The sequence below is a fragment of the Parafrigoribacterium mesophilum genome, assembly GCF_039652555.1.
Classification (GTDB): Bacteria; Actinomycetota; Actinomycetes; order Actinomycetales; family Microbacteriaceae; genus Parafrigoribacterium; species Parafrigoribacterium mesophilum.
In genome coordinates this window covers 62,265-83,663 of sequence record NZ_JBDJAF010000007.1, presented here as the reverse complement: position 1 = coordinate 83,663, position 21,399 = coordinate 62,265, and the positions used below count along the sequence as shown (strand labels likewise).

At 65.3% G+C, this 21,399-nt stretch carries 20 protein-coding genes; 14 read left to right on the top strand and 6 right to left on the bottom strand.

Annotation, left to right across the window (positions count from 1 at the left end; genetic code table 11):
• Together ABFX56_RS15660 and ABFX56_RS15655 are read right to left on the bottom strand one after the other, a co-directional pair.
• The coding region (locus tag ABFX56_RS15660) for a transposase (protein ID WP_428834463.1) at window positions 1–529 on the bottom strand (529 nt) is incomplete at its 3' end.
• A 72-nt stretch (window positions 530–601) separates the two neighbouring features.
• Window positions 602–1,834, bottom strand: coding sequence for a DUF222 domain-containing protein (locus ABFX56_RS15655; protein WP_346234293.1), 1,233 nt, complete (start codon window positions 1,832–1,834; stop codon window positions 602–604).
• A gap of 270 nt (window positions 1,835–2,104) precedes the next feature.
• Here ABFX56_RS15655 and ABFX56_RS15650 point away from each other — a divergent pair, with 270 nt between their 5' ends.
• The 12 genes from ABFX56_RS15650 (at window position 2,105) to ABFX56_RS15595 (ending at window position 12,900) form a co-directional block, all read left to right on the top strand.
• Window positions 2,105–3,313 carry a multidrug effflux MFS transporter gene (locus ABFX56_RS15650; protein ID WP_346234292.1) on the top strand — a complete coding sequence of 403 codons (1,209 nt, stop codon included), beginning with the start codon at window positions 2,105–2,107 and terminating at the stop codon, window positions 3,311–3,313.
• Between the two features lie 84 nt (window positions 3,314–3,397).
• Window positions 3,398–3,835 (top strand): PPOX class F420-dependent oxidoreductase, encoded by a 438-nt coding sequence (locus ABFX56_RS15645; protein ID WP_346234291.1) that lies wholly within the window; start codon window positions 3,398–3,400, stop codon window positions 3,833–3,835.
• 355 nt (window positions 3,836–4,190) lie between these two features.
• Complete coding sequence (locus tag ABFX56_RS15640; RefSeq protein ID WP_346234298.1) at window positions 4,191–5,414, top strand: cation:proton antiporter domain-containing protein; 1,224 nt, start codon at window positions 4,191–4,193, stop codon at window positions 5,412–5,414.
• A gap of 103 nt (window positions 5,415–5,517) precedes the next feature.
• Complete coding sequence (locus tag ABFX56_RS15635) at window positions 5,518–6,207, top strand: DNA alkylation repair protein (RefSeq protein WP_346234290.1); 690 nt, start codon at window positions 5,518–5,520, stop codon at window positions 6,205–6,207.
• A gap of 24 nt (window positions 6,208–6,231) precedes the next feature.
• Complete coding sequence (locus ABFX56_RS15630) at window positions 6,232–6,696, top strand: VOC family protein (protein ID WP_346234289.1); 465 nt, start codon at window positions 6,232–6,234, stop codon at window positions 6,694–6,696.
• Window positions 6,693–7,157 (top strand): iron chaperone, encoded by a 465-nt coding sequence (locus ABFX56_RS15625; protein ID WP_346234288.1) that lies wholly within the window; start codon window positions 6,693–6,695, stop codon window positions 7,155–7,157. The genes ABFX56_RS15630 and ABFX56_RS15625 overlap by 4 nt, the downstream gene beginning before the upstream one ends.
• 92 nt (window positions 7,158–7,249) lie before the next feature.
• The gene (locus tag ABFX56_RS15620; protein ID WP_346234287.1) at window positions 7,250–7,597 is read left to right on the top strand and encodes a YciI family protein; all 348 of its coding nucleotides are present in this window, start codon (window positions 7,250–7,252) and stop codon (window positions 7,595–7,597) included.
• A complete protein-coding gene (locus tag ABFX56_RS15615; protein WP_346234286.1) occupies window positions 7,591–8,853 on the top strand; it encodes an RNA polymerase sigma factor in 1,263 nt (420 codons plus the stop codon). The genes ABFX56_RS15620 and ABFX56_RS15615 overlap by 7 nt, the downstream gene beginning before the upstream one ends.
• A gap of 22 nt (window positions 8,854–8,875) precedes the next feature.
• On the top strand, window positions 8,876–9,751 hold the full coding sequence (locus ABFX56_RS15610) for a methylenetetrahydrofolate reductase (protein WP_346234285.1): 876 nt from the start codon (window positions 8,876–8,878) through the stop codon (window positions 9,749–9,751).
• A 26-nt stretch (window positions 9,752–9,777) separates the two neighbouring features.
• Window positions 9,778–10,650, top strand: a complete 873-nt coding sequence (purU, locus tag ABFX56_RS15605; RefSeq protein WP_346234284.1) for a formyltetrahydrofolate deformylase — start codon at window positions 9,778–9,780, stop codon at window positions 10,648–10,650.
• 84 nt (window positions 10,651–10,734) lie between these two features.
• Window positions 10,735–12,147 carry a vanillate/3-O-methylgallate O-demethylase gene (ligM, locus tag ABFX56_RS15600; protein ID WP_346234283.1) on the top strand — a complete coding sequence of 471 codons (1,413 nt, stop codon included), beginning with the start codon at window positions 10,735–10,737 and terminating at the stop codon, window positions 12,145–12,147.
• A gap of 168 nt (window positions 12,148–12,315) precedes the next feature.
• On the top strand, window positions 12,316–12,900 hold the full coding sequence (locus ABFX56_RS15595; RefSeq protein WP_346234282.1) for a PadR family transcriptional regulator: 585 nt from the start codon (window positions 12,316–12,318) through the stop codon (window positions 12,898–12,900).
• Window positions 12,901–12,958: 58 nt separating this feature from the next.
• Here the strand turns inward: ABFX56_RS15595 and helR are convergent, their stop codons facing one another.
• On the bottom strand, window positions 12,959–15,136 hold the full coding sequence (gene helR, locus ABFX56_RS15590) for an RNA polymerase recycling motor ATPase HelR (protein WP_346234297.1): 2,178 nt from the start codon (window positions 15,134–15,136) through the stop codon (window positions 12,959–12,961).
• 98 nt (window positions 15,137–15,234) lie between these two features.
• On the opposite strand from helR, the gene ABFX56_RS15585 reads away from it, so the two are divergent.
• Together ABFX56_RS15585 and ABFX56_RS15580 are read left to right on the top strand one after the other, a co-directional pair.
• Window positions 15,235–15,813, top strand: coding sequence for a dihydrofolate reductase family protein (locus ABFX56_RS15585; RefSeq protein WP_346234281.1), 579 nt, complete (start codon window positions 15,235–15,237; stop codon window positions 15,811–15,813).
• 67 nt (window positions 15,814–15,880) lie between these two features.
• On the top strand, window positions 15,881–17,017 hold the full coding sequence (locus tag ABFX56_RS15580) for an NAD(P)/FAD-dependent oxidoreductase (RefSeq protein WP_346234280.1): 1,137 nt from the start codon (window positions 15,881–15,883) through the stop codon (window positions 17,015–17,017).
• Here ABFX56_RS15580 and ABFX56_RS15575 read toward each other — a convergent pair.
• The 3 genes from ABFX56_RS15575 to ABFX56_RS15565 all read right to left on the bottom strand — a co-directional run bounded on the left by ABFX56_RS15575 (window position 17,014) and on the right by ABFX56_RS15565 (window position 21,378).
• A complete protein-coding gene (locus ABFX56_RS15575) occupies window positions 17,014–19,119 on the bottom strand; it encodes an ABC transporter ATP-binding protein (RefSeq protein WP_346234279.1) in 2,106 nt (701 codons plus the stop codon). The genes ABFX56_RS15580 and ABFX56_RS15575 overlap by 4 nt on opposite strands.
• Complete coding sequence (locus ABFX56_RS15570) at window positions 19,116–20,849, bottom strand: ABC transporter ATP-binding protein (RefSeq protein ID WP_346234278.1); 1,734 nt, start codon at window positions 20,847–20,849, stop codon at window positions 19,116–19,118. The genes ABFX56_RS15575 and ABFX56_RS15570 overlap by 4 nt, the downstream gene beginning before the upstream one ends.
• A 160-nt stretch (window positions 20,850–21,009) precedes the next feature.
• Entirely contained in the window at window positions 21,010–21,378 is a 369-nt protein-coding gene (locus ABFX56_RS15565) for a hypothetical protein (protein ID WP_346234277.1), read from the bottom strand.
• Window positions 21,379–21,399 lie beyond the last annotated feature (21 nt).

Sequence of the window (21,399 nt, the reverse complement as noted above, 5' to 3'; positions counted from 1 at the left end):
CCTCCAACGGTCGAGACTGCCAGACCAGCACCTCCTCGAGCACCGCGTCGGTGATCTTCGAGATCGTCTCGTGGGACAGCTCCGTGCCGATCGTTGATGTCAGATGATGCTGGATCTCGCGGATCGTCATCCCGCCGGCGTAGAGCGAGATGATCATGTCGTCCAGCCCGCCCAGACGCCGGGCGCCCTTGGGCACCAGGCGCGGGGTGAACGAGCCGGCCCGGTCCCGGGGCACATCCAACTGGATATCGCCGATCTCCGATGCGACCGTTTTCGGGGTGAACCCATTGCGGGAGTCCTCATACAATCGCGCCTCCGGGTCACCCTTCTCGTAGCCCAGATGCTCGGACAATTCGGCCTGCAGGCCACGCTCCAGCGCGGCCTTGATCAGGCCGGGCACGAACCCGCCAGGCCCGGTCAATTGCACCTGCCCGGCATCAATCTTCGCGAACAACGCGTCCAGACCACCGCTGGCCTTCAGCTCCTTCAACGCCTCCTCAGCAGGCGACGGCGACAACGACGAATCCATCTCATCGGTCAAAGACATTCAGTGTCAGAACCTTTCATCAAATATGACTCTTACACAGACAATCTGACACCCTCACCAATCGATGTGGTGGGCCTCGGTGTAGGCGACGTCGATTCCGCAGGAGGCGCAGCCCCCGTCACGTTCGGCCAACGCCAGGCGTTGCGGCCAGGAGAACAATCGGGCGTCCCGGCCTAGATCCAATGGCAGCGAGTTGCCGCCGAACACGGCCGGGATCAGCCCGGCGGTGGCGGCCAGTTTGCGGATCGTGCCGGCACTGACCGGCTGGGTCAGCCCGTCGATGTGACCGTGACCGAGGCCCTCGGTCAACGTGGTCAACTCGGTGCGCACCACCATGGTCACCGCCGGACCGGTAGGCATCCGGCTGCAACCCAGGGTGTGGCCGGCGATCATCGCCAACGCATCGGCCTGCATCTGCGGCACCGACCGATCATCACCCACCACCGACCCCACCGCCGTGCCATCCGCATCGGTGCCGTCCGGGGTGTGGTCGGTGTCGGTGCCGTCCGCGTCGCTGCGGCGGGCCCGAATCATCTGGGTGACCGCCGCTTCGACCGCGACCTTGATCGGTGCCCCGGTGGCCGGATCCAGGGCCGCGGTCAGCCGGATCACGCCGTGCTCGTCCTCCCGGATGTGCAGAAACCGGCTGGCGTGCATGTCTTCCTCCCGCGGGGCCAGGCCGTCTTGATCCAGACGCGCTTCGGCCTCACGCACCATCCGGATCACCAGAGCATGCGGCAGCTGCGCCGCATGCTCCGCCAACAACCGCTCGTACTCATCGGCTTGTTGCGGGTTCGCCCGGGCGGCGACCCGGTCCAGCATGCCGGTGATCGCCGCCGCCGCATCCGAACTGATCCGGCCGCAGTTCACCGCCCGAGCCACGTACGGGTGCGCCGGCGGCAACACCTCCCCGGTCAACGACTGACGCGGCGCGGTCGCCCGACCCACCTGCACCATCCGCGCCGCCGCCGCCACCGACCCACCGGTAGCCGCCGCCACCAGGCTGACCGAATTCACAAACCCCTGCTTTTTGGCCAGACCCTCCCGACCCAACTCGGCCGGCGAGCGTTTGGCGACCTCCCCCGCCACCCTGGCCAACACCGCCTCCGAGGCACGCACCAGATGCGCCACCGCACCAGTGACCGCCACCAGACCCGCATCACTCATCAACGCCACCTCACCGGCAGCATCGATGCCAGCACCGCCACCGAACGCGGGCAGCGCACCAACCCACGTCCGGCGCAACGACTTCACGTCGTCCTCCAGAAACTGCAACGGCTGCTCCATAACCCCAACAATCCCACCAGCCACCGACATCCCAGCCCCCAAAAACCAGCAAAACCACCCCCCACCAACCCGACTACAACACCGTTACCAAACCGTTATCTTTGCGGTGGGAAGCCTCATGGTGCATGCTCCCCATCGTGCTCGGATCCGGTCAGCGAGCGGAACGGACCGCCCTATGGGCTATCGCTCCTACCGACTCAGAACTGCTGTAGACGATGTTGCCCGGGGCCCGCTTGCGTGCGTTTCCCCCAGGGTTAGGATCGACTGGCAATGCACCAGCAGCTGACCAGCGGCACCCGAACCCAGTCCCACCGCGGCCTGATCGTTCTCCTGGGCATCATGTGCTCTCTCGGGCCCATGACCGTCGACATGTATTTGCCGGCGATGCCTCAAATCGCCCGCGACTTTGCCACATCCGAAGCGGCCGTGCAGACCACCCTGACCGGGTCGCTACTGGGCATGGCCGTCGGAATGCTCCTGCTCGGCCCGCTGTCGGATGCGGTCGGCCGGCGTTGGCCGCTCATCGCCGGACTGAGCGTGCACGCCGTGTTCTCGGTGCTCTCGGCATTGGCCCCCGATATTGGGTCCCTCATCGTGTTCCGCGCACTCCAGGGCGCCGGTTCCGCAGCGGCACCGGCGATCGCCGTGGCGATCGTACGGGACATCTCCGCGGGACGCTCCTCGTCGGTGCGGTACTCGTCAATCCTGCTGATCGCCACCGGCGCACCGATCGTCGCGCCTCTCATCGGTTCGGGCATGCTGCTGTGGACGGACTGGCACGGGATCTTCATCGTGCAGGGCATCATGTCCGCCGCGCTGGTGCTCACCGCGATCTTCGCCCTCCCGGAAACCCAACCGATCAGGCGATCGCTCCGGGAAACCAACTTCGTCATCGGCCTTAAATCCGTCGTCAGGGATAGCGTATTCGTGGGCTCGGCGCTGTCACAATCCGCGATGATGGCGGCGAGCTTCTGCTACATCTCCGGCCTGAGTTTCGTGGCGCAAGACTGGTACGGGGCATCCCAACAGATGTACGGCCTCATCCTCTCCGGCGGCGCCGTCACGATGCTCTTCATGAACCGACTGAGTCCGCTGCTCTTGGTCCGGTTCACCCCGCACAAGGTCGCCCTCGTCGGCCTCGCGGGCGCAATGACATCCGCCGCCCTCATGATGATCGCCGCCCCAACGATCGGCCTTGCGGGCGTTGCGGCGTTTTCCTGGTTGTGCATCGGATTCCAGCAGCTAGTGACGCCGAACAACCAGGCCATGGGCTTGCGGGACCACCCGGCACATGCGGGCGTCGCCTCCGCGCTGATGGGCGCCGCTTCGCTCACCGCGGCGGCGATCGCATCCCCGCTCATCGGGTTGGTCGGCGTCGACAACGGCTTCACGATGGCGGCCGGGATGTTCTGCTTCTATGGCTTATCGGTGATCGCCTCGACGCTGGTGATCGGAATGAGAAAGGAACTCGTCAGGTAGACGCCATGAAGTCGTGGCCACCGAAGGCCCGCATCTGTGCCATGCGAAGATCGAAGCGCTGGACACGTACCTGAAGGAGGTCACATGGGTGCACTCACCCCAGAGGTGCGCGAGTGGCTGAGCGCTCATCACAAAGCGATTCTGATCACTCTGCGCTCGGACGGGTCACCGCAGTCATCCAACGTGTCCACCGCCTTCGACGGCACCGTCTTCCGCGTGTCAGTCACCGCTAACCGGGCCAAGACCCGCAACCTGCTCCGGGATCCGCGAGCAACGATGCACGTGCTCGGCACAGACTTCTGGGCCTACGCGTCGGTAGCGTGCACGGCCCAGGTCGGCCCGGTCAGCCGTGAGCCGGGTGATCAGTCAGGGCAGGACCTGCTGGCGCTCTACAACACGATCAGCAAGAAGCCCCACCCCGATCCGAACGAGTTCATGCAGGCGATGGTCGACGAGCACCGCCTCATGCTGACCCTGCATCCGAAAAGCGTGGCTGGTAGCGGCTGGCAACGAGCAATATGAAGTAGATGCACAGCACCGGAGTCTCGTCGGTAACCTTCCGGCCGCTCCGAGACCAGAACTCCCGGTGCTGCTTCCGCCAATCCTCCAGGTCGGAAGTCCGGCGGTGGCGCGCTTGCGGCCGTTCAGCACGCAATCGTTGAGAAACGCGCGCATGGAGCCCGGAGCACCCAGCTCCATGGTTCGAAGTCCATCAACGGTGGGAACACTCACCGCGGAAGTCTAGAGCGTGGTGAACCACGGAAGAAAAGAAGCCGTCAAATAGGCGACCCCACGGCGGCTGTTCAGCCAACGACGACGCGCCACGACCAGGAATTTGCACTGACAGTCAGATGTGGCAAGGTAGCCCACTGTGCCTATGCCCTACCTCGCCATCGCCGCCCTGAGCGGAGTCGTCGTTCTTTCCTACGTCTTCTCCATCATCAGCGGCAAAACTCGCATCCCCACGGTGCTGATGCTGCTTGTGCTGGGCATCGGACTGCGGGAAGCCAGCACGGCCCTCGACGCCCAGGTGGACGTTCCGCTGGAGTTCCTCCAGTTCGTCGGCGTCCTGGGGCTTATCATCATCCTTCTGGAGGCGGGTCTCGACCTGAGCATGTCGAAAGACAAACTGCCCCTGATCAAGCGCGCGACAGCATCCTCGCTGTTCGTCCTGGCACTGACCACGGCGGGCATCGCGATCATCATTTACATGGCGTTCGGCCAAGAGTGGTTATCGAGCATTGTCTATGCCGTCCCCCTGGCGGTGATCAGCAGCACGATCGTCGCCTCAAGCATCGGCTACCTGACAAAGAACAAACGCGAGTTCCTCACCTATGAGTCGGCCTTGTCCGACGTCTTCGGAATTTTGTTGTTCAACTTCCTGATCGCGGGCCAACGACTCGACGCCGGTGTCGTCGCGTTGGAAGTGCTCGGCCTGGTGGCCGCCGTGCTGGCCTCGATCGGCATCTCGATCGGACTCGTCTTTCTGCTCGCCAAGGTGGATGTGAACGTTAAGGCGTTCCTCATCATCTCGGTGCTGCTCCTCATCTACGCCGTCGGGCACGCCTGGCAGCTCCCGACCCTGCTCACGGTGCTGATCTTCGGAATCGTCATCAACAATTGGAGTCACAGCAGCTTCCGGCCGTTCCACAGGCACTTGACGACCGGTGACGTGGAAAGCGCCGCAGAAACAGTCACCTCGGTCACGGTGGAATCCGCCTTCCTCGTCCGCACCGTGTTCTTTGTGCTGTTCGGCTACTCCATCGACATCCGCAGCCTCTGGGATGCCAACGTGCTGCTGATCGGATCGGCCATCGTCGCCTGCATCTTGGTAATGCGCTACCTGTACCTGATGGTGTTCGGTCGAGGTCACATCCTGCCGGAACTGTTCTTCACTCCGCGCGGGCTCGTGACCATCGTGCTCTTCTACAGCATCCCGGCGTCTCTGCAACTGACCGGCTTCAGCCCCGGCATCCTCTTGTTCGTCGTGCTGGCCACGACGGTGATCATGATGATCGGAAGCGTCTGCTTCACCCCGAAGGCCGCGCGACGGGATGCGGCGACGGTGACCTCCTCGTCGCCGGTGCCGGCACGCTCCTGACGGAACTGAGCATCGGGGCTCAGAACCCGGCGGAATGCCTCGTCAGCCTCAGGCGCATCCGTCATACTGTGGGGGCAGCACAGTCGGGCGCTCACGGGCGCCCATGGTGAGGACAAAGGGAAGTGCAGTGCAAGAAAAACCGTTGCCCGACGTCATGGCCGAGCTGGCTGCTCTCGCGGACCCGAAGGTGCGCGAGGCGAACGAGAAGCGCGGCGACGACCACGGCGTGAACCTCGGCAAGCTGCGTCAGCTTGCCAAACGCCTGAAGATTCAGCACGAGCTGGCAGCCGAGCTGTGGGCGACGGATGACACCGCGGCCCGGCTGCTGGCGATCCTGATCTGCCGGCCGAAGCTGTACGAAGCCGACCAGCTGGATGCGATGCTGCGGCAGGCTCGCGCCCCGAAGGTGCACGACTGGCTCGTCAACTACGTAGTGAAGAAGAACCCGCACGCCGAGGAGCTGCGGCTGCGCTGGTTTTCCGATGCCGACCCGGTGGTCGCCAGCGCCGGCTGGGAGCTGACCACCGATCGGGTGGCCAAGAATCCCGAGGTGCTCAACCTGACCGGACTGCTCGACACCGTCGAGTCGGAGATGAAGGATGCCCCGGACCGCCTGCAGTGGTCGATGAACCACTGCCTGGCCGAAATCGGCATACAGCACGCCGACCTCCGTCCCCGCGCCATTGACATCGGTGAGCGCCTCGAAGTCTTGAAAGACTACCCGACTCCCCCGAATTGCACCTCGCCGTTCGCACCCGCCTGGATCGCGGAGATGGTGCGCCGACAGGGGTAGGGCGTCCGGGTTAACCTGGCAACCATGAACATGACGACGAACGATTCCGGAGGCGCCTTACAACTCCGTGTGGTTGTCGAGGTGGAGGACTTCGACGCCGCTATCGCCTTCTATCGAGACGCTCTTGGATTGCCCGAAGAGCTGGCATTCGAGGGTGACGGCGCGGCACGCGTCGCGATTCTCGAGGCCGGCCGCGCCACACTCGAAATCGCAAATCCCGCCCAGAAACGGATGATCGACCAGCTCGAAACAGGGCAAGTACAGCGCCCCGGCATCCGGCTCGCGTTTGAGGTGTCCGATGGTCGCGGCACCACAACGACACTTGCACGTGCCGGTGCCGTCATCGTTGGCGAACCACGCGAGACACCGTGGCGGTCACTCAACTCCAGGCTCGAGGGGCCCGGCGGGCAGCAGATAACCGTGTTCGAGGAACTCGAGGATTCCGAGGAACGCGCGCAGCGCGAAGGACAGAAAGGGAACCAGTCATGAGCGACACGAAAAAGTCCAGCCCGAAGGCCCCTACCAAGGGCAAAGCGCCCCAGTTCACCGACGAAGAAAAGGCCGCGATGAAAGAGCGCGCCAAGGAACTCAAGGCGGAGGCGGCCCGGGGCAAAGACGCAGATGCCGAAAACGATGTGCTCGCCAAGATCGCCGAGATGCCGGAATCCGATCGCGCCATGGCCGAACGCATCCACACCATCGTCAAGGCCAGCGCACCCGAGCTCAAAGCGAAACTTTGGTACGGGATGCCCGCCTACGCCAAGGACGGCAAACTGGTCTGCTTCTTCCAAAGCGCCGACAAGTTCAAGAACAGGTACGCGACCTTCGGATTCGAAGCCGCGGCGAACCTCGACGAAGGCAGCATGTGGCCGACCGCCTATGCCCTCACGAAACTGACTAAGGCCGACGAGAAGAAGATCGCTGCCCTCGTGACGAAAGCGGCGAGCTGACTCAGCGTTCAGATTTTCTCGTTGAGTTGTCGATTTGGGGGCTCGCCGTTCGTCTTACTACGACCACACTGGTCACGACGAAAGGGCTAGCGATGAAGTACATCATGATGATCTATCAAAACGGCGCACTCGAACGGCAAGCCGCACTCCCCGAGGAGGAGCAGAAGCAGGTCGCCGCCGACTACCAGGCGATCAACCAGACGCCGGGCGTCACCCCCGGGCTGCCGATGGGCTTGCCCGAAAACGCAACCACGGTACGGCTCGAGGGCGGCAAGACCGTGACCACGGATGGACCGTTCGTCGGAATGAAGGAGGCGGTGGGCGGCTGGTTCATTCTCGAGGCCGATGATCTGGACGCGGCCATCGAGGTGGCCGCCCGCGTGCCGGCAGCACGCTATGGCGGCGCCGTCGAGATCCGCCCCTCGGAGGTGTATTGGTAACGACGCTCGAACAGGTCTTCCGCGAGGAATGGGGCCGCGTTCTGGCCACCCTGATCGGCTTCCTCGGCGACTTCGACCTCGCCGAGGAGGCCGCGCAGGAGGCATTCGCGATCGCCGCCGACCGCTGGCCGCGCGACGGCGTTCCCGATAACCCGCGTGCCTGGTTGATGAGGACCGCCCGAAACCAAGCGACGGATCGCATCCGTCGCAACCGCACTCTCACAACCAAGTTCAGCCTGCTCGCTGCGGAGAATCGCGCCGAGGTGCCGATGACGTCCATGATCTTTCCGGACGAGCGCTTGGAGCTCATCTTCACCTGCTGTCACCCCGCCCTCGCAATCGAGGCGCAGGTGGCGCTCACACTGCGCACCCTCGGCGGGCTGAGCACGGACGAGATCGCCCGAGCCTTCCTGGTACCCGAGGCCACCATGGCGCAGCGGCTGGTACGGGCCAAACGCAAGATCAAAGCCGCAGGGATCCCGTTCCGGGTGCCACCGGCTCACCTACTCGGCGAGCGCCTCGACGCCGTTCTCGCCGTCGTCTACCTGATCTTCAACGAAGGCTACGGCGGCCGTGACGAACTCGCCGCCGAGGCGATCTGGTTGGGTCGGGCTCTCACCGAACTGCTCCCGACCGAGCCCGAGGTGCACGGGCTGCTGGCGATGATGCTCCTGCACGACTCTCGGCGCGAGGCGCGGTTCAGCGACAGCGAACTCGTACTGCTCGCCGATCAAGACCGATCCCGGTGGAACACGGCGCAGATCGCCGCCGGACGCGCCGAACTCGATCGGGCGCTCGCCCTGCGCGGCCGAGGGCCCTATGTTCTGCAGGCCGCCATCGCTGCGCTGCACGCCGAGGTGCCGTGCGACTGGGCGCAGATCGCGGCGTTGTACGGCGAGCTCGGCCGCCTGACCGGCTCACCCATCGTGGAGCTCAACCGCGCCATCGCCGTCGCCGAGACCGAAGGACCGCAGGCCGGGCTGCGTATCCTCGACGGGCTCGGGCTCGACGACTTTCGCTACCTGCACTCGACCAGGGCCGAACTGCTGCGACGGCTCGGACACATCGAGGAGGCGCAGGATGCCTATCGGAGGGCGCGAGCTCACGGACGACGGCACCGAGCGGCGCTTTTTGGAACGCCGACTCACCGAGTTGTCGACCAACACCTGAAAGACCGCCGTAATAAACGACACACAGTAGACAATAACTACACAGATAGTTATTCTGATGAGAACGCGCACTGCTGCCGCACCTGAGGGTGGAGAGGACATCGATTCAATGACGAACACCACGAGTCCCGGAGTGGACCTGCTGTCGAATTATTCGCTGGAGATGACGGGTAAGGATGTACCCGGTCTGATCGAGGCGAAGGACAGCATCCCTGCCGGCACCCGAATCAACGTGACGTTCCTGGGCAACGAGGATCTCGAGATGCGGGTGGCGGCGGCCAAGGCGGTACGGGAACTCGGGTTCACCCCGGTACCCCATGTCTCCGCGCGGCGACTTTCGTCACAGGCCGAGCTGGAGGATTTTCTGGCTGCACTACAGGATGTCGGGGCCACCGAGAATGTGTTCGCCGTGGGCGGGGACCCGGCCACACCTCAGGGCCCATACCCGGACTCCTTGTCGGTGATCCGCTCCGGTGTGCTGCAGAAGTACGGGGTGAAACACGTCAGCATCGCCGGGTACCCGGAAGGCCACCCCGACATCCCGACGGATGTGCTGTGGTCGCACCTCGCCGACAAGTCCGCGAGCCTGAAGGAACAGGGACTTGCGGCAACGATCCTGACGCAGTTCTCTTTCGACACCGACCCGGTGATGGCGTGGATCAAGCAGGTGCGCGGGCACGGCATCGACACCCAGATCAGGATCGGCACCCCCGGCCCCGCCGGGATCAAGCGGCTGATCAGCTTCGCCCGCCGGTTCGGCGTGGGCGCCAACGCCATGATCGTGAAGAAGTACGGCTTCTCGCTGACCAACTTGATGGGTACTGCCGGCCCCGACAAGTTCGTCACCGCCCTGGGGAATCTGCTGGCCGATCCATCGACAGGATCAGGCACCGGTGGGCTGGAGAGCGTGAAGCTGCACCTCTATACCTTTGGCGGCCTCAAGGCCACCGCGGACTGGGCTACCCAGTACGCGCCGAAAAACTAGAAGAAAAACTAGAAGAGGATGCATCAATGGCGATGAATATGGAAGTGCTGCGCAACCGCGCCTGTCTGATTGTGCACGGGCCGGACAAACCGGGCATCGTGAGTGCGGTAGCCGCGCTGATCACCCGCAACCGGGGCAACATCGTCACTCTGGACCAATTCACCGACAACCCGGATGGTGGCGCATTCTTCCAGCGGGTGGTGTTCCACCGGCCCGACCTGCAGGCCGCAATCCCCGAGATCGAGGCGGACCTGGACAAGACCCTCACCCCGCTGAACCTGACGTGGACCCTCACCGACCAGTCCATCCCCAAGCGCATGGCGATCCTGGTCTCGACCAGCGACCACTGCCTGCTGGAGCTGTTGTGGCGTCACCGACGCGGGGAACTGCCGGTGACCATCCCGATGGTCATCAGCAACCACACCACCACCGCCGAGGGGGTGCGCTCCTTCGGGATACCGTTCTTTCACGTCCCCTCGCAGGGGCCGGACAAGTCCGCCGCGGAAGCCGAGATCGTCAAACTGCTCGCCGGCAACGTCGACTTCGTCGTCCTCGCGCGGTACATGCAGATCCTCTCGGATGGCTTCCTCGAGGGGGTCGGTGTGCCGGTGATCAACATCCACCATTCCTTCCTGCCCGCGTTCATCGGCGCTGCGCCCTACCGCAAAGCCAAGGAACGCGGTGTGAAGCTCATCGGCGCGACCTCGCACTACGTCACAGAAGACCTCGACGAAGGACCCATCATCGAGCAGGATGTCGCACGCGTCGACCACTCGATGACCGCTGCCGATCTTCAAGCACGCGGCGCCTACGTCGAGCGCGCGGTGCTGTCCCGAGCCGTGCAATGGCACGCCGAGGACCGCGTCATCCGGCACGGAACACAAACCATCGTCTTCTGAGCCCGACCCGGCGATCACGGCACCCCGCGGCATCCAGACCACCCCGACCAATCCACCACCATCACAAGGAAAAGAGAAACAAATATGGCACCAAAGAACCTGCAGGACGTGATCAACGCGGCGGGAAGCCCCGTCGAACTCCTGCGCGAGTCGCAAATCGGCTCGTACATCTACCCCGTTGTTCCGGCTGACTTCCAGAACTGGATCAAGGAGCAGAAGGCGTGGCGTGACACCGCCGTGCTCTACGACCAGTCGCACCACATGGACAACCTGTTCCTCAAGGGCTCCGACGCGATCAAGTTGATCTCCAACACGATCATCAACTCCACCGCCGTGTTCCCGGTCAACAAGGCCAAGCAATACGTACCCACCACCGCGGGCGGCCACGTCATCGGCGACGGCATCCTGTTCCGTGAGGCAGAGGACGAGTACGTATATGTGGGCCGTTCGCCAGCCGCTAACTGGCTGCTCTACCACGGCGAAACGGGCGACTACAAGAACCTCGAGATTGTCGTGGACCGCCGTTCGCCCTCACGCCCGTACGGCCACTCGGTCAGCCGCAATTACTACCGTTTCCAGATCCAGGGCCCGAACGCCTGGCAAGTGATCGAGAAGCTCAACGGCGGTCCGCTGGAGCAGCTGAAGTTCTTCAACATGTCCACCATGACGATCGACGGCACCACGGTACGCACGCTCCGCCACGGCATGGCCGGCGCGCCGGGCCTGGAGATCTGGGGTCCCTACGCCGATCACGACCGCATCCGCGACGCGATCGTGGATGCCGGGGTCGAGTTCGGCCTGGTCCCGGTCGGATCGCGCGCCTACCCGTCGAACACGCTGGAGTCGGGCTGGATCCCGTCGCCGCTGCCGGCCATCTACACCGGTGAGGCCGAGGCCGGCTACCGGGCGTGGCTCGGCGCCGACAGCTACGAGGCCACCGGCACCCTTGCCGGCTCCTTCGTCTCTGACAACATCGAGGACTACTACCTCACCCCGTGGGAGCTCGGTTACGGCACGTTCGTCAAGTTCGACCACGACTTCATCGGCCGCGACGCGCTGGAGAAGATCGACCCGACCACCCAGCGCAAGAAGGTCACGCTTGCCTGGAACGCCGAGGACCTGACGAAGGTCTGGGGCTCACTGCTGAACGTCGATGGACCGCACTACAAGTTCTTCGACCTGCCGTTGGCCAACTACGGCTCGGCGAACTACGACGCGGTCGTGGATGCCGACGGCACGGTTGTCGGCTACTCCATGTTCACCGGCTACAGCTCGAACGAGCGTCGCGCCCTGTCGCTTGCGACCGTCAACCCGGATGTCCCCGAGGGCACCGAGTTGAAGGTCGTCTGGGGAGAGCCGAACGGCGGCAGCTCGAAGGCCTCCGTCGAGCCGCACGAGCAGACCGAGGTTCGCGTCGTCGTCAGCCCCGTCCCGTACTCCACCGTCGCTCGCGCTGAGTACAAGGGAGGCTGGCGCACCGGCTACAAGAACGAGTAGTCGCCGCACGATCCTGAACACCGGGGAGAAGCCCGCGGCTCGCGCCCGTGCTTCTCCCCGTTCATTTCCAACCGGTCATTTCCACTCGGTCATTTCCACCCGGCCTTTTCCACGCACCGCCGTGCCGCGACACCGGCCGACTTTTCGCGCTCACCTGAAGGGGCATCCATGAGCTTGCGCCACGCCTTGCTCGCTCTGCTGCGGGTGAGTCCACTGACCGGCTACGACCTGCAGAAGCAGTTCTCGGTCTCGGTCGGCCACGTCTGGCACGCGCCCGATTCCCAGATCTACCCGGAACTGCGCAAGATGGAGGCGGAAGGGCTCATCGAGGGTGAGGTGCTTCCATGGGGCACCAAAGGCAAGAAGCGTCAGTACCGCGTCACCGCTAAGGGCGATCAGTTCTTTGTCGACTGGATGAACGAGCCTCTCGTCTACGCGCGCGTGCGCGATCCCGCGCACCTGCGTGCCGCCTACCTCGAATCCGCCAGCACCGCCGCCGCCCGCGAATTCTTCCAGGGGCACATCGCCCACCACACCGAGCAGCTCGGGATCTGGGAGGATGAGCTCGAGGCTATCGACACTGTTTCGAATCCCATGCTGCGTCGGCGACTCGCCGTCACCGCGGCCGCAGAACGTCGCAAGACGGTTGCCTTCAAGCGGTTCACCTACGAGGGGCTGATCGAGCAGGCCAAAGGCGAGATCGCCTGGGCTCAGCGCGGTTTACGCCTCCTCGAGGAGCTGGACGCGGACTGAGCGGACCGCCGTTGCGGCGAGAATCCGGCCAACGCGGCGGCTGACCCCTCGATCACGGCTACCGCTTGGCACCAGCGGTCGTGAGGATCACCAGTTGCTGCGTCGCTCGAGTCATCGCGACGTAGCGGTCGACCGCTCCTTCGATGCCGGAGCCGAACGTGTCCGGGTCGATGAGGACGACCAGATCGAACTCGAGACCCTTGGCCAGGACCGGGGTCAGCGATCGGACGCGGGAGGTCGTCGGCAACGGGCCGGTTCGGATGTCTCCAGTCCCGATCACGCTGGCGATCCCCTCGGCGTGCGCGGCGAGCCAGGTGTCGATGATGGAGCCCAGCTCCGACGTCGGCCGGCGCATGACCGGGGTGCCGCTGCTGCGGACCGAGGTCGGCACGTTGGCGTCGGGCATCACCGCTCGGATGACCGGTTCAGCCTCCGCCATCACCTCTTCCGGCGTGCGGTAGTTGATGGTCAGCGACGCCAGCCGGATCTTCTCCAGCCCGACCCTCTCCAGCCGGTCCTGCCACGACTCGGTGAAGCCGTGCCGGGCCTGGGCACGGTCGCCCACAATCGTGAAGCTGCGGGACGGGCAGCGGCTCAGCAGCATCTGCCACTCGGCATCCGTCAATTCCTGGGCCTCGTCCACGACGATGTGCGCGAACGGGCCGGCGAGCAGGTCCGGACTGGTTGACGGCAGCGCGGCCTCGTTGACCAGCGTGTTCTGCAGGTCCTGGCCGCGCAGCATCGACATCAGCAGCAACTCGGAGTCGTCGGCGGCGATCAGGTCGTCGACCACGCGGTCCATCTCCTCGCGTTCGGCAGCGAGCGCGGCGGCACGCTGCCGCGTGCGGCGGGTGGCATCCGGGTCGCCGACCCGAAGGCGTGCGGCGTCGAGGAACGGCAGGTCGGACACCGTCCAGGCTCGGGGTTCGGGGCGCTGGAGCATCCGGACTTCGTGGGCGGTCAGCCACGGGGCGCAGCGGCTCAGGTAGGCGGGAACTGACCACAGGTCGGCGACGATGCCGGCCGGGTCCAGCAATGGCCAGGCCCTGGCGAACGTTCCGGTCAGTTCCTCGTTCCGCAGCAGCGATCGGCGCAACAGGTGCGGGGGCACCTCCTCGTCGTCGAATCGGTCGGTCACGATGTCGAGGAGCGCCTCCCAGACCTGGTCGCGTGCCTCATTGTGCGGCGTGCTCGCATCCGCCGCATCGAACGCTTCGGCCCACTCGGCGGCGCTGAGCCAGATATCCGACCACGGCGTCTCGATCGTCGTTCCCTGGGCGGGCGGCGTTTCGTACCAGGTGACGGCTGTCTCGATCGCAGCGATCAGCCGCGCGGATGCTTTCAGCCGGGCCAGGTTGCGGTCGGTCTCCACCGTGGCCGTGGCGCCTTCGGGGACCAGATCGCGCAGGGTGCACAGCTGCACGCCCTCCTCTCCCAGGCTCGGCAGCACGTCCTCGACGTAGGCGAGATAGCCCTGGTGTGGTCCGACGAACAGTACCCCGCCGCGGCTGCGCGCCAGGCGGGGGTCGGAGTAGAGCAGGTAGGCGGTGCGGTGCAGCGCGACGACGGTCTTCCCGGTGCCGGGGCCGCCGTCGACCACGAGCGCGCCGCGCGAGCCGGCGCGGATGATGGCATCCTGGTCGGCCTGGATGGTGCCGAGCACGTCGCGCATCCGGGGCGACCGGCTGCTGCCGAGACTCGCGATGAAGGCGGACTGGTCGTCCAGCGCCGCGTTGCTGTGCAACCCGTCCGGGGTGAACACCTCGTCCCAGTAGTCGCTGATCCGGCCGCGGGTCCACCGGTAGCGGCGGCGGCTGATCAGTCCCATCGGGTGAGCGTGGGTCGCTCCGAAGAACGGCTCGGCAGCCGGGGAACGCCAGTCGACCAGCAGCCGGCGCCCGTCGCTGTCGGCGAGGCCGAGCCGCCCCACATACACCGGTTCCGGGTTGTCCGCGCTGACCATCCGGCCCAGGCACAGGTCCAGCCCGAAGCGGCGCAGGGCGCGCAGGCGGGCCGTCAGCCGGTGGATTTCCAGATCCCGTTCGAGCGCCTGCTGGCCCGCCCTGCCGGGCGCCCTCCGCTCCGCATCGAGCCGGTCGGTGAGGTCGGAGATGGCGGTCTTGAGGCTGTTGGCGATTTTCGTGAACTGTTCATCGTCGGCGGCGATCAGCGCCGGGTCCGCCTTGGCGGCGAGTCGGTCGGGAAGGTCAAAGGCGCCAGTAGTCAGAGTCACAATCGACCATTCTCAGGCACGAACGGGGCCTTGCGGCAAGACCCCCACTGAGATATAGATTGGAAATGCAGGGAAGTGCTGTTGCCTGACAGGATCCAACCGTGACCGCTACCTACACCTTCGACGTCTTTTCCAGCCTTGACGGATTCGGCGGCGCCGGCGGCAACTGGACCGGCTACTGGGGCAAGCAAGGCCCAGAACTGCTCGACCACCGCCTCGCCCTGTACAACCAAGAGCAGCGGATGATCTTCGGTGCTCACACCTATCGGTTGTTTACGCAGATGCTGGCCGCCAGTACCGAAGACTCCGACGTGCGCGACCCCTGGGTCACCCGGATGCGGAACCTGCCCATGACCGTGGTGTCGACCACGCTGGAAGAGCCACTCGACTGGCCGGACGCGGCCGTCGCTCGCGGCGACGCCGTCGACGTCGTCGCCGGACTCAAGCAGGAGTCCCAGGTGCCGTTGCGCTCGCACGGCAGCCTGGCGATGAACCGAGCGCTGATGGCTGCTGGCCTGGTCGACCGCGTGCAAGTGACGCTGTTCCCCGTCATCACCGGCCAAACCGGGGAAGCCCCGATCTTTCAGGGAGCGGCCGACTTCGACCTCGAGCTGCTCGAGACCCGAACGCTCGACCGCAACATCCAAGAGCTCATCTACCGGCCCGCCCTGCACGTCTGAATCCGCGCAACGCCCTCGTTCGCCCGGCCGACGCTATTCTGGGCCTAGCGGAACGGGAGTTGCTTAGATGACCACGCGTGTTCTCATACTCGGTGCCGGCTTCGGCGGGCTGGAACTGGCTGCCGGCCTGTCGGAACGCTTCGGCGCCGCCGTCGACATCACCCTGATCGACCGGCGTGACCACTTCGTGTTCGGCTTTTCCAAGCTTGATGTCATGTTCGGAAAACGCACCGCCGCCGAGGTGAGCCACCCCTACGACCGGATCGACAAGCCCGGAGTGCGGTTCATCCGCACCACCATCCGCTCGATCGACCCGGCAACCAAGCGGGTCGACACCGATGCGGGCACGTTCGATGCGGATTTCCTTGTCGTGGCGCTCGGCGCGGACCTCGACCCGGCGGCGACGCCCGGGCTTGTCGAGGACGGACACGAGTTCTATACGAACCGCGGTGCATTCGCGGTGCGCGACGTGATCGCCGGATTCAGCGGTGGCCGGGTGGTCGTTGGCGTCACATCGACGCCGTTCAAGTGCCCGCCGGCGCCGAGCGAAACGGCTCTGCTGATCCACGAGTACCTGACCAGCCGCGGGCTGCGCGCCGACTGCGAGATCGCGGTGGTGATGCCACTGCCGAGCCCGGTGCCCCCGGTACCGGCCGCATCCGAAGCGCTGCTCACCGCATTCGCGGAACGGGATATCGAATGGCACCCTCAGCGGAAGATCACGGCGCTGAACCCGGATGCTCACGAGGTGGTGTTCGCCGATGGGTCCACCATGCCCTATGACCTCTTCCTGGGTGTGCCCAAGCATGTGGTGCCGGCCGTGGTCGCCGAGTCGGGGCTGGCCGTCGGCGGTTGGGTGCCCGTGGATGCGCTGACGCTGCAAACCGACTACCCGGACGTCTTCGCGATCGGAGATGTCACCAGCGTCGGCACCCCGAAGGCGGGGGTGTTCGCCGAGGGTCAGGCGGCGGTCGTGGCGGATGCGATCACCGCGCGGATCACTTCCGGCGAGACCACACGCACCTACGACGGCAACGGTGTCTGCTACGTCGAGTTCGGCCATCGTCGTGTCGCCCGGGTGGATGTCACCTTCGCCGGCGGCCGGCCCCCGTATGGCCACTTCGACACGGCCACCGAGACGATCTCCTCCGAGAAGGATGGGTACGGTGCATCTCGGATACGCCGCTGGATCGGTGTGAGCTAGCCCGCGTACTCTGTGTTCGTCTCGCGGTTCGGCTCGCGGGCGTCGTTGGACTCGCGGCTGTCGTCGTCGGCCGAACCCGCCGCCAGGTCCTGTGGCCCCTCGTGCACCGCGGCCTCAGCATCCAAGTCGGTGGCCGCCTGCTCGAATTGCGAGTTGTACAACCGCCAGTACGCACCTTTTCGCCCGATCAGCTCCGGGTGGGTGCCGTGCTCCACGATGTCGCCCCGCTCCATCACCAGGATCAGGTCCGCGTCGCGGATGGTCGACAGTCGATGCGCGATCACGAACGAGGTGCGCCCGGCCCGCAGTGCTGCCATCGCGTGCTGCAGCAGCAACTCGGTGCGGGTGTCGACCGAGCTGGTCGCCTCATCCAGGATCAACACGCTGGGCCGCGCCACGAAGGCCCGGGCGATCGTGATCAGCTGCTTCTCCCCCGCCGACACGTTCGACGCCTCCTCGTCGAGCAGCGTGTCGTAGCCGTCGGGCAGCGAGCGCACGAAGCGGTCGACATAGGTGGTCTTCGCTGCCTCGAGCACTTCGTCATCGGTGGCATCCTGCCGCCCGTACCGGATGTTCTCGCGAATCGTTCCGGCGAACAGCCACGGATCCTGGAGCACCATTCCGGTGCGCGCACGCACGTCATTGCGCCGCAGACCGGCGATGTCCTGCCCATCGACCAGGATGCGCCCTGCGCTCAACTCGTAGAACCGCATGATCAGGTTGACCAGCGTGGTTTTGCCCGCACCGGTCGGCCCGACGATCGCGACCGTCTGCCCCGGCTCGACGGAGAAGCTGAGGTTGCGGATCAGCGGCCGTTCCGGCGTGTAGGCGAACTGCACGTTCTCGAAGACGATCGTGCCGTCGCCGTCCACCGGGGCCTGAGCATCCTCGGCATCCGGTTCCTGCTCGTCGGCGTCGAGCATTTCAAAGACCCGCTCGGCGGAGGCGGTGCCCGACTGCACGACCGCGGCCATGCCGCCGAGCTCCGACAGCGGCTGGGTGAACTGCTGGGAGTACTGGATGAACGCCTGCACGTCGCCGAGGCGCACCTGGCCGCCGGCGACCATGAGCCCGCCGAGCACGGCGATGCCGACGTAGGTGAGGTTGCCCACGAACATCATGGCCGGCATCATCATGCCGGAGAGGAACTGCGCCTTGAACGACGCCTCGAACAGCTCCTGGTTCTCGGCCTTGAATCCGGTAAGGGCATCCTGTTCGCGGCCGAACACCTTCACCAGCGCGTGTCCCGAGAACGACTCCTCGACCCGGGCGTTCAGCCGCCCGACCTTGCGCCACTGGATTCCGAACGCCTTCTGCGACTTCGGCCCGATGATGCCGAAGATCACCGCCATCAGTGGCAGGCTCACGAGCGCCACGAGGGTCAGCTGCCAGGAGATCGTGAACATCATGATCAGCACGCCCAGGACGGTGAGCACATTGGTCAGCGCCGTGGAGAGCGACTGCTGCATGGTCTGGGTGATGTTGTCGATGTCGTTCGTCACCCGCGAGATCAGCTCGCCGCGTTGCACCTTGTCGAAGTAGCGCAGCGGCATCCGGTTGATCTTGGTCTCGACGTCTTCCCGCAGCTGGAACATGGTCGTCATCATGATCGCGTTGATCACGTAGCCCTGCACCCAGTTGAGGAAGGACGCCGCGAGGTACAGCGCGAGGACCACGATCAGCACGCGGCTGAGGCCGATGAAGTCGATGCCCTGACCCGGGGTCAGATGCATGGCAGAGACCATGTTCGCGAGCTCGTTCTGACCGGAGGCGCGCAGCTGGTCGACGGCCTGGGCCTGGGTGACGCCCGTGGGCAGCATCTTCGAAACGACGCCCTCGAAGATGATGTTGGTCGCCTCACCGAGCACCTTGGGCGCGATGACTGCGAGCACGACGCCGATCGCCCCGAGGAACGAGACGAAGACGAAGGCCACCGCGTGCGGCCGCAGCAGGCCGATCAGCCGCTTGAAGCTCGTGCCGAAGTGCTCCGCCTTGCCTGGCTTGATGCTCATCCAGTCGTCGGCGCCGAGGCGGGCCTGCTCGGCGAGTTCAAGCTCGAGCTTCTCCTCCTCGGACAGCGGGGCCGGGGTGCTGGCGGTCATGACTGGGCCTCCACGCCGAGCTGGGATTCGACGATCTCGCGATAGGTTTCGCAGGTTTCCAGCAGCTCGTGGTGAGTGCCCAGTCCGACCATGCGTCCGTCGTCGAGCACCACGATGCGGTCGGCGTCGACGATGGTGGAGACACGTTGGGCGACGACGATCTTGGTCACCTCGGGAAGTTCGCGCCAGAGCGCCTGCCGCAGCCGGGCATCCGTGGTGAGGTCCAGGGCCGAGAACGAGTCGTCGAACACGAGGACGGCGCTCCGGTGCACGATCGCACGGGCGATGGCGAGCCGCTGCCGTTGCCCTCCGGAGACGTTGGTGCCGCCCTGCGCGATGCGGGCGCTCAGACCGCCCTCCATCTCGGCGACGAAGTCGCGGCCCTGGGCGATTTCCAGGGCCTGCCAGAGCTCCTCATCGGTGGCGCTCTCGCGACCGAACCGCAGGTTGGATGCGACGGTGCCACTGAAGAGGAACGGCCGTTGTGGCACCAATCCGATACCGTCCCAGAGCAGATCGAGGTCGGCCTGGCGCACGTCGACTCCGCCGACGAGCGCGCTGCCGCCGGTCACGTCGAAGAGCCGCGGAATGAGCGAAACCAGGGTGGTCTTGCCCGCGCCGGTGGAACCGACGATCGCGACCGTCTCGCCGGGCTGGGCGCGGAAGGTGACGCCGGCCAGTACCGGGTGTTCCGCGCCCGGGTAGGTGAAGCTCGCGTCGCGGAATTCCACCGTGCCCGGGGTCGGGAACACGGTGACGGGATCCGTGGGCCTGGTCAGCGTGGACTGACTCGCGAGCACCTCGCTGATCCGCTCGGCGCTGACTGCGGCGCGCGGAATCATCATGGTGATGAAGCTCGCCATGAGCACGCCCATCAGAATCTGCATGATGTACACCATGAAGGCGAACAAGGTGCCGACCTCGATGTCGCCGTTGTCGACCCGGATGCCGCCGAACCAGATCACGCCGACGACCGTGACATTCAGCACGAGCATCGCAAGCGGGAACAGCAGCACGAACAGTTCGCCAACCCTGCGGCCGATGACCATGATGTCGTGGTTGGCGGCGGCGAAGCGTCGTTCCTCGATGTTCTCCCGCACGAAGGCGCGCACCACCCGAATGCCGGTCAGTTGCTCGCGCATGATGCGGTTCACCGCGTCGAGCTTCAGCTGCAGGCTGCGGAACAGCGGCACCATGCGACCGATGATGAGAAGGGCCATGAGCAACAGCGCCGGCACGGCGACGGCGATCAACCAGCTCAGGCCGACATCCTGGCGCAGCGCCATGATGATGCCGCCGATGGCCAACAGCGGCGCGGTGACGAGGAACGTGGCGCCCATCATCGCGAGCATCTGCACCTGCTGCACGTCATTGGTGTTGCGGGTGATCAGCGACCCGGGACCGAACTGCGCCACCTCGCGCTCTGAATAGGCGGTGACCCGCTCGAAAACGTCGTTGCGGATGTCGCGCCCCATCAGCATCGCGGCCCTGGCGGCGAAGTAGGTAGCCAGGATCGCGCACACGATCTGGCCGAGCGAGATGATGAGCATGACGATTCCGGTGGACCAGATGTACCCGGTGTCGGCCTTGGCCACGCCCTTGTCGATGATGTCGGCGTTGAGGCTCGGAAGGTAGAGGGAGGCCATGGCCGACGCAAATTGGAACAGGAGCACGCCGATGAGCAGCCATCGGTACTGCTTCAGATAGCGGACGAGGAGCTTTCCGAGCATCGTTTCTCCGTGGTTGGTGGTGGCCGGCCCCGGCGCTTATCGATGGACTGCGGAGGGCATCAACGACACTGAAGTTTTGCTCTGCATCCGCAGCACCGGACAAGCCTTGCACGGACAACGTCAACGGCAAAATCGGGGGCGGGGGACTCTGCCCCCGCTTTCAGCGCGCCGGGGCCAGGTCGCCGAATTCGTCCATGATCTGCACCATCGTGCGCGCCACGCAGTCGGAGTCGCAGCGGTCGGCGAGGTATCCCGACCCGCAGGTGTAGATCTCGGCCAGCGCGGCTTGGAGTTCTGGGGGCGTCTTACTCACCGGAGCCGGCGCAGCATCCGCGTCGGACGGCACGCTACCCTGCTGGCGCGCCCGCTCGCCGTCGACGAACTCCTGCACCGCCTGCACCATGGTGTGCGCCATGTCGTCGGCGTCACATCGGCCGGCGAGAAAATCGGGTCCGATCACCAGTACCGGAGACAACGCCTTCTGCATCCGCTGTGCCTGTCCGCCCAATTCCGTCGTTCCCATCGCCACGCACCAACCTTCCTCACTTCA

Excerpts from the sequence above, each read along its gene's own strand:
- ABFX56_RS15655 (WP_346234293.1), bottom strand. The coding sequence starts at position 1,834 with ATGGAGCAGCCGTTGCAGTTTCTGGAGGACGACGTGAAGTCGTTGCGC.
- ABFX56_RS15650 (WP_346234292.1), top strand. The coding sequence starts at position 2,105 with ATGCACCAGCAGCTGACCAGCGGCACCCGAACCCAGTCCCACCGCGGC.
- ABFX56_RS15645 (WP_346234291.1), top strand. The coding sequence starts at position 3,398 with ATGGGTGCACTCACCCCAGAGGTGCGCGAGTGGCTGAGCGCTCATCAC.
- ABFX56_RS15640 (WP_346234298.1), top strand. The coding sequence starts at position 4,191 with ATGCCCTACCTCGCCATCGCCGCCCTGAGCGGAGTCGTCGTTCTTTCC.
- ABFX56_RS15635 (WP_346234290.1), top strand. The coding sequence starts at position 5,518 with ATGGTGAGGACAAAGGGAAGTGCAGTGCAAGAAAAACCGTTGCCCGAC.
- ABFX56_RS15630 (WP_346234289.1), top strand. The coding sequence starts at position 6,232 with ATGAACATGACGACGAACGATTCCGGAGGCGCCTTACAACTCCGTGTG.
- ABFX56_RS15625 (WP_346234288.1), top strand. The coding sequence starts at position 6,693 with ATGAGCGACACGAAAAAGTCCAGCCCGAAGGCCCCTACCAAGGGCAAA.
- ABFX56_RS15620 (WP_346234287.1), top strand. The coding sequence starts at position 7,250 with ATGAAGTACATCATGATGATCTATCAAAACGGCGCACTCGAACGGCAA.
- ABFX56_RS15610 (WP_346234285.1), top strand. The coding sequence starts at position 8,876 with ATGACGAACACCACGAGTCCCGGAGTGGACCTGCTGTCGAATTATTCG.
- purU (WP_346234284.1), top strand. The coding sequence starts at position 9,778 with ATGGCGATGAATATGGAAGTGCTGCGCAACCGCGCCTGTCTGATTGTG.
- ligM (WP_346234283.1), top strand. The coding sequence starts at position 10,735 with ATGGCACCAAAGAACCTGCAGGACGTGATCAACGCGGCGGGAAGCCCC.
- ABFX56_RS15595 (WP_346234282.1), top strand. The coding sequence starts at position 12,316 with ATGAGCTTGCGCCACGCCTTGCTCGCTCTGCTGCGGGTGAGTCCACTG.
- ABFX56_RS15580 (WP_346234280.1), top strand. The coding sequence starts at position 15,881 with ATGACCACGCGTGTTCTCATACTCGGTGCCGGCTTCGGCGGGCTGGAA.
- ABFX56_RS15575 (WP_346234279.1), bottom strand. The coding sequence starts at position 19,119 with ATGACCGCCAGCACCCCGGCCCCGCTGTCCGAGGAGGAGAAGCTCGAG.
- ABFX56_RS15570 (WP_346234278.1), bottom strand. The coding sequence starts at position 20,849 with ATGCTCGGAAAGCTCCTCGTCCGCTATCTGAAGCAGTACCGATGGCTG.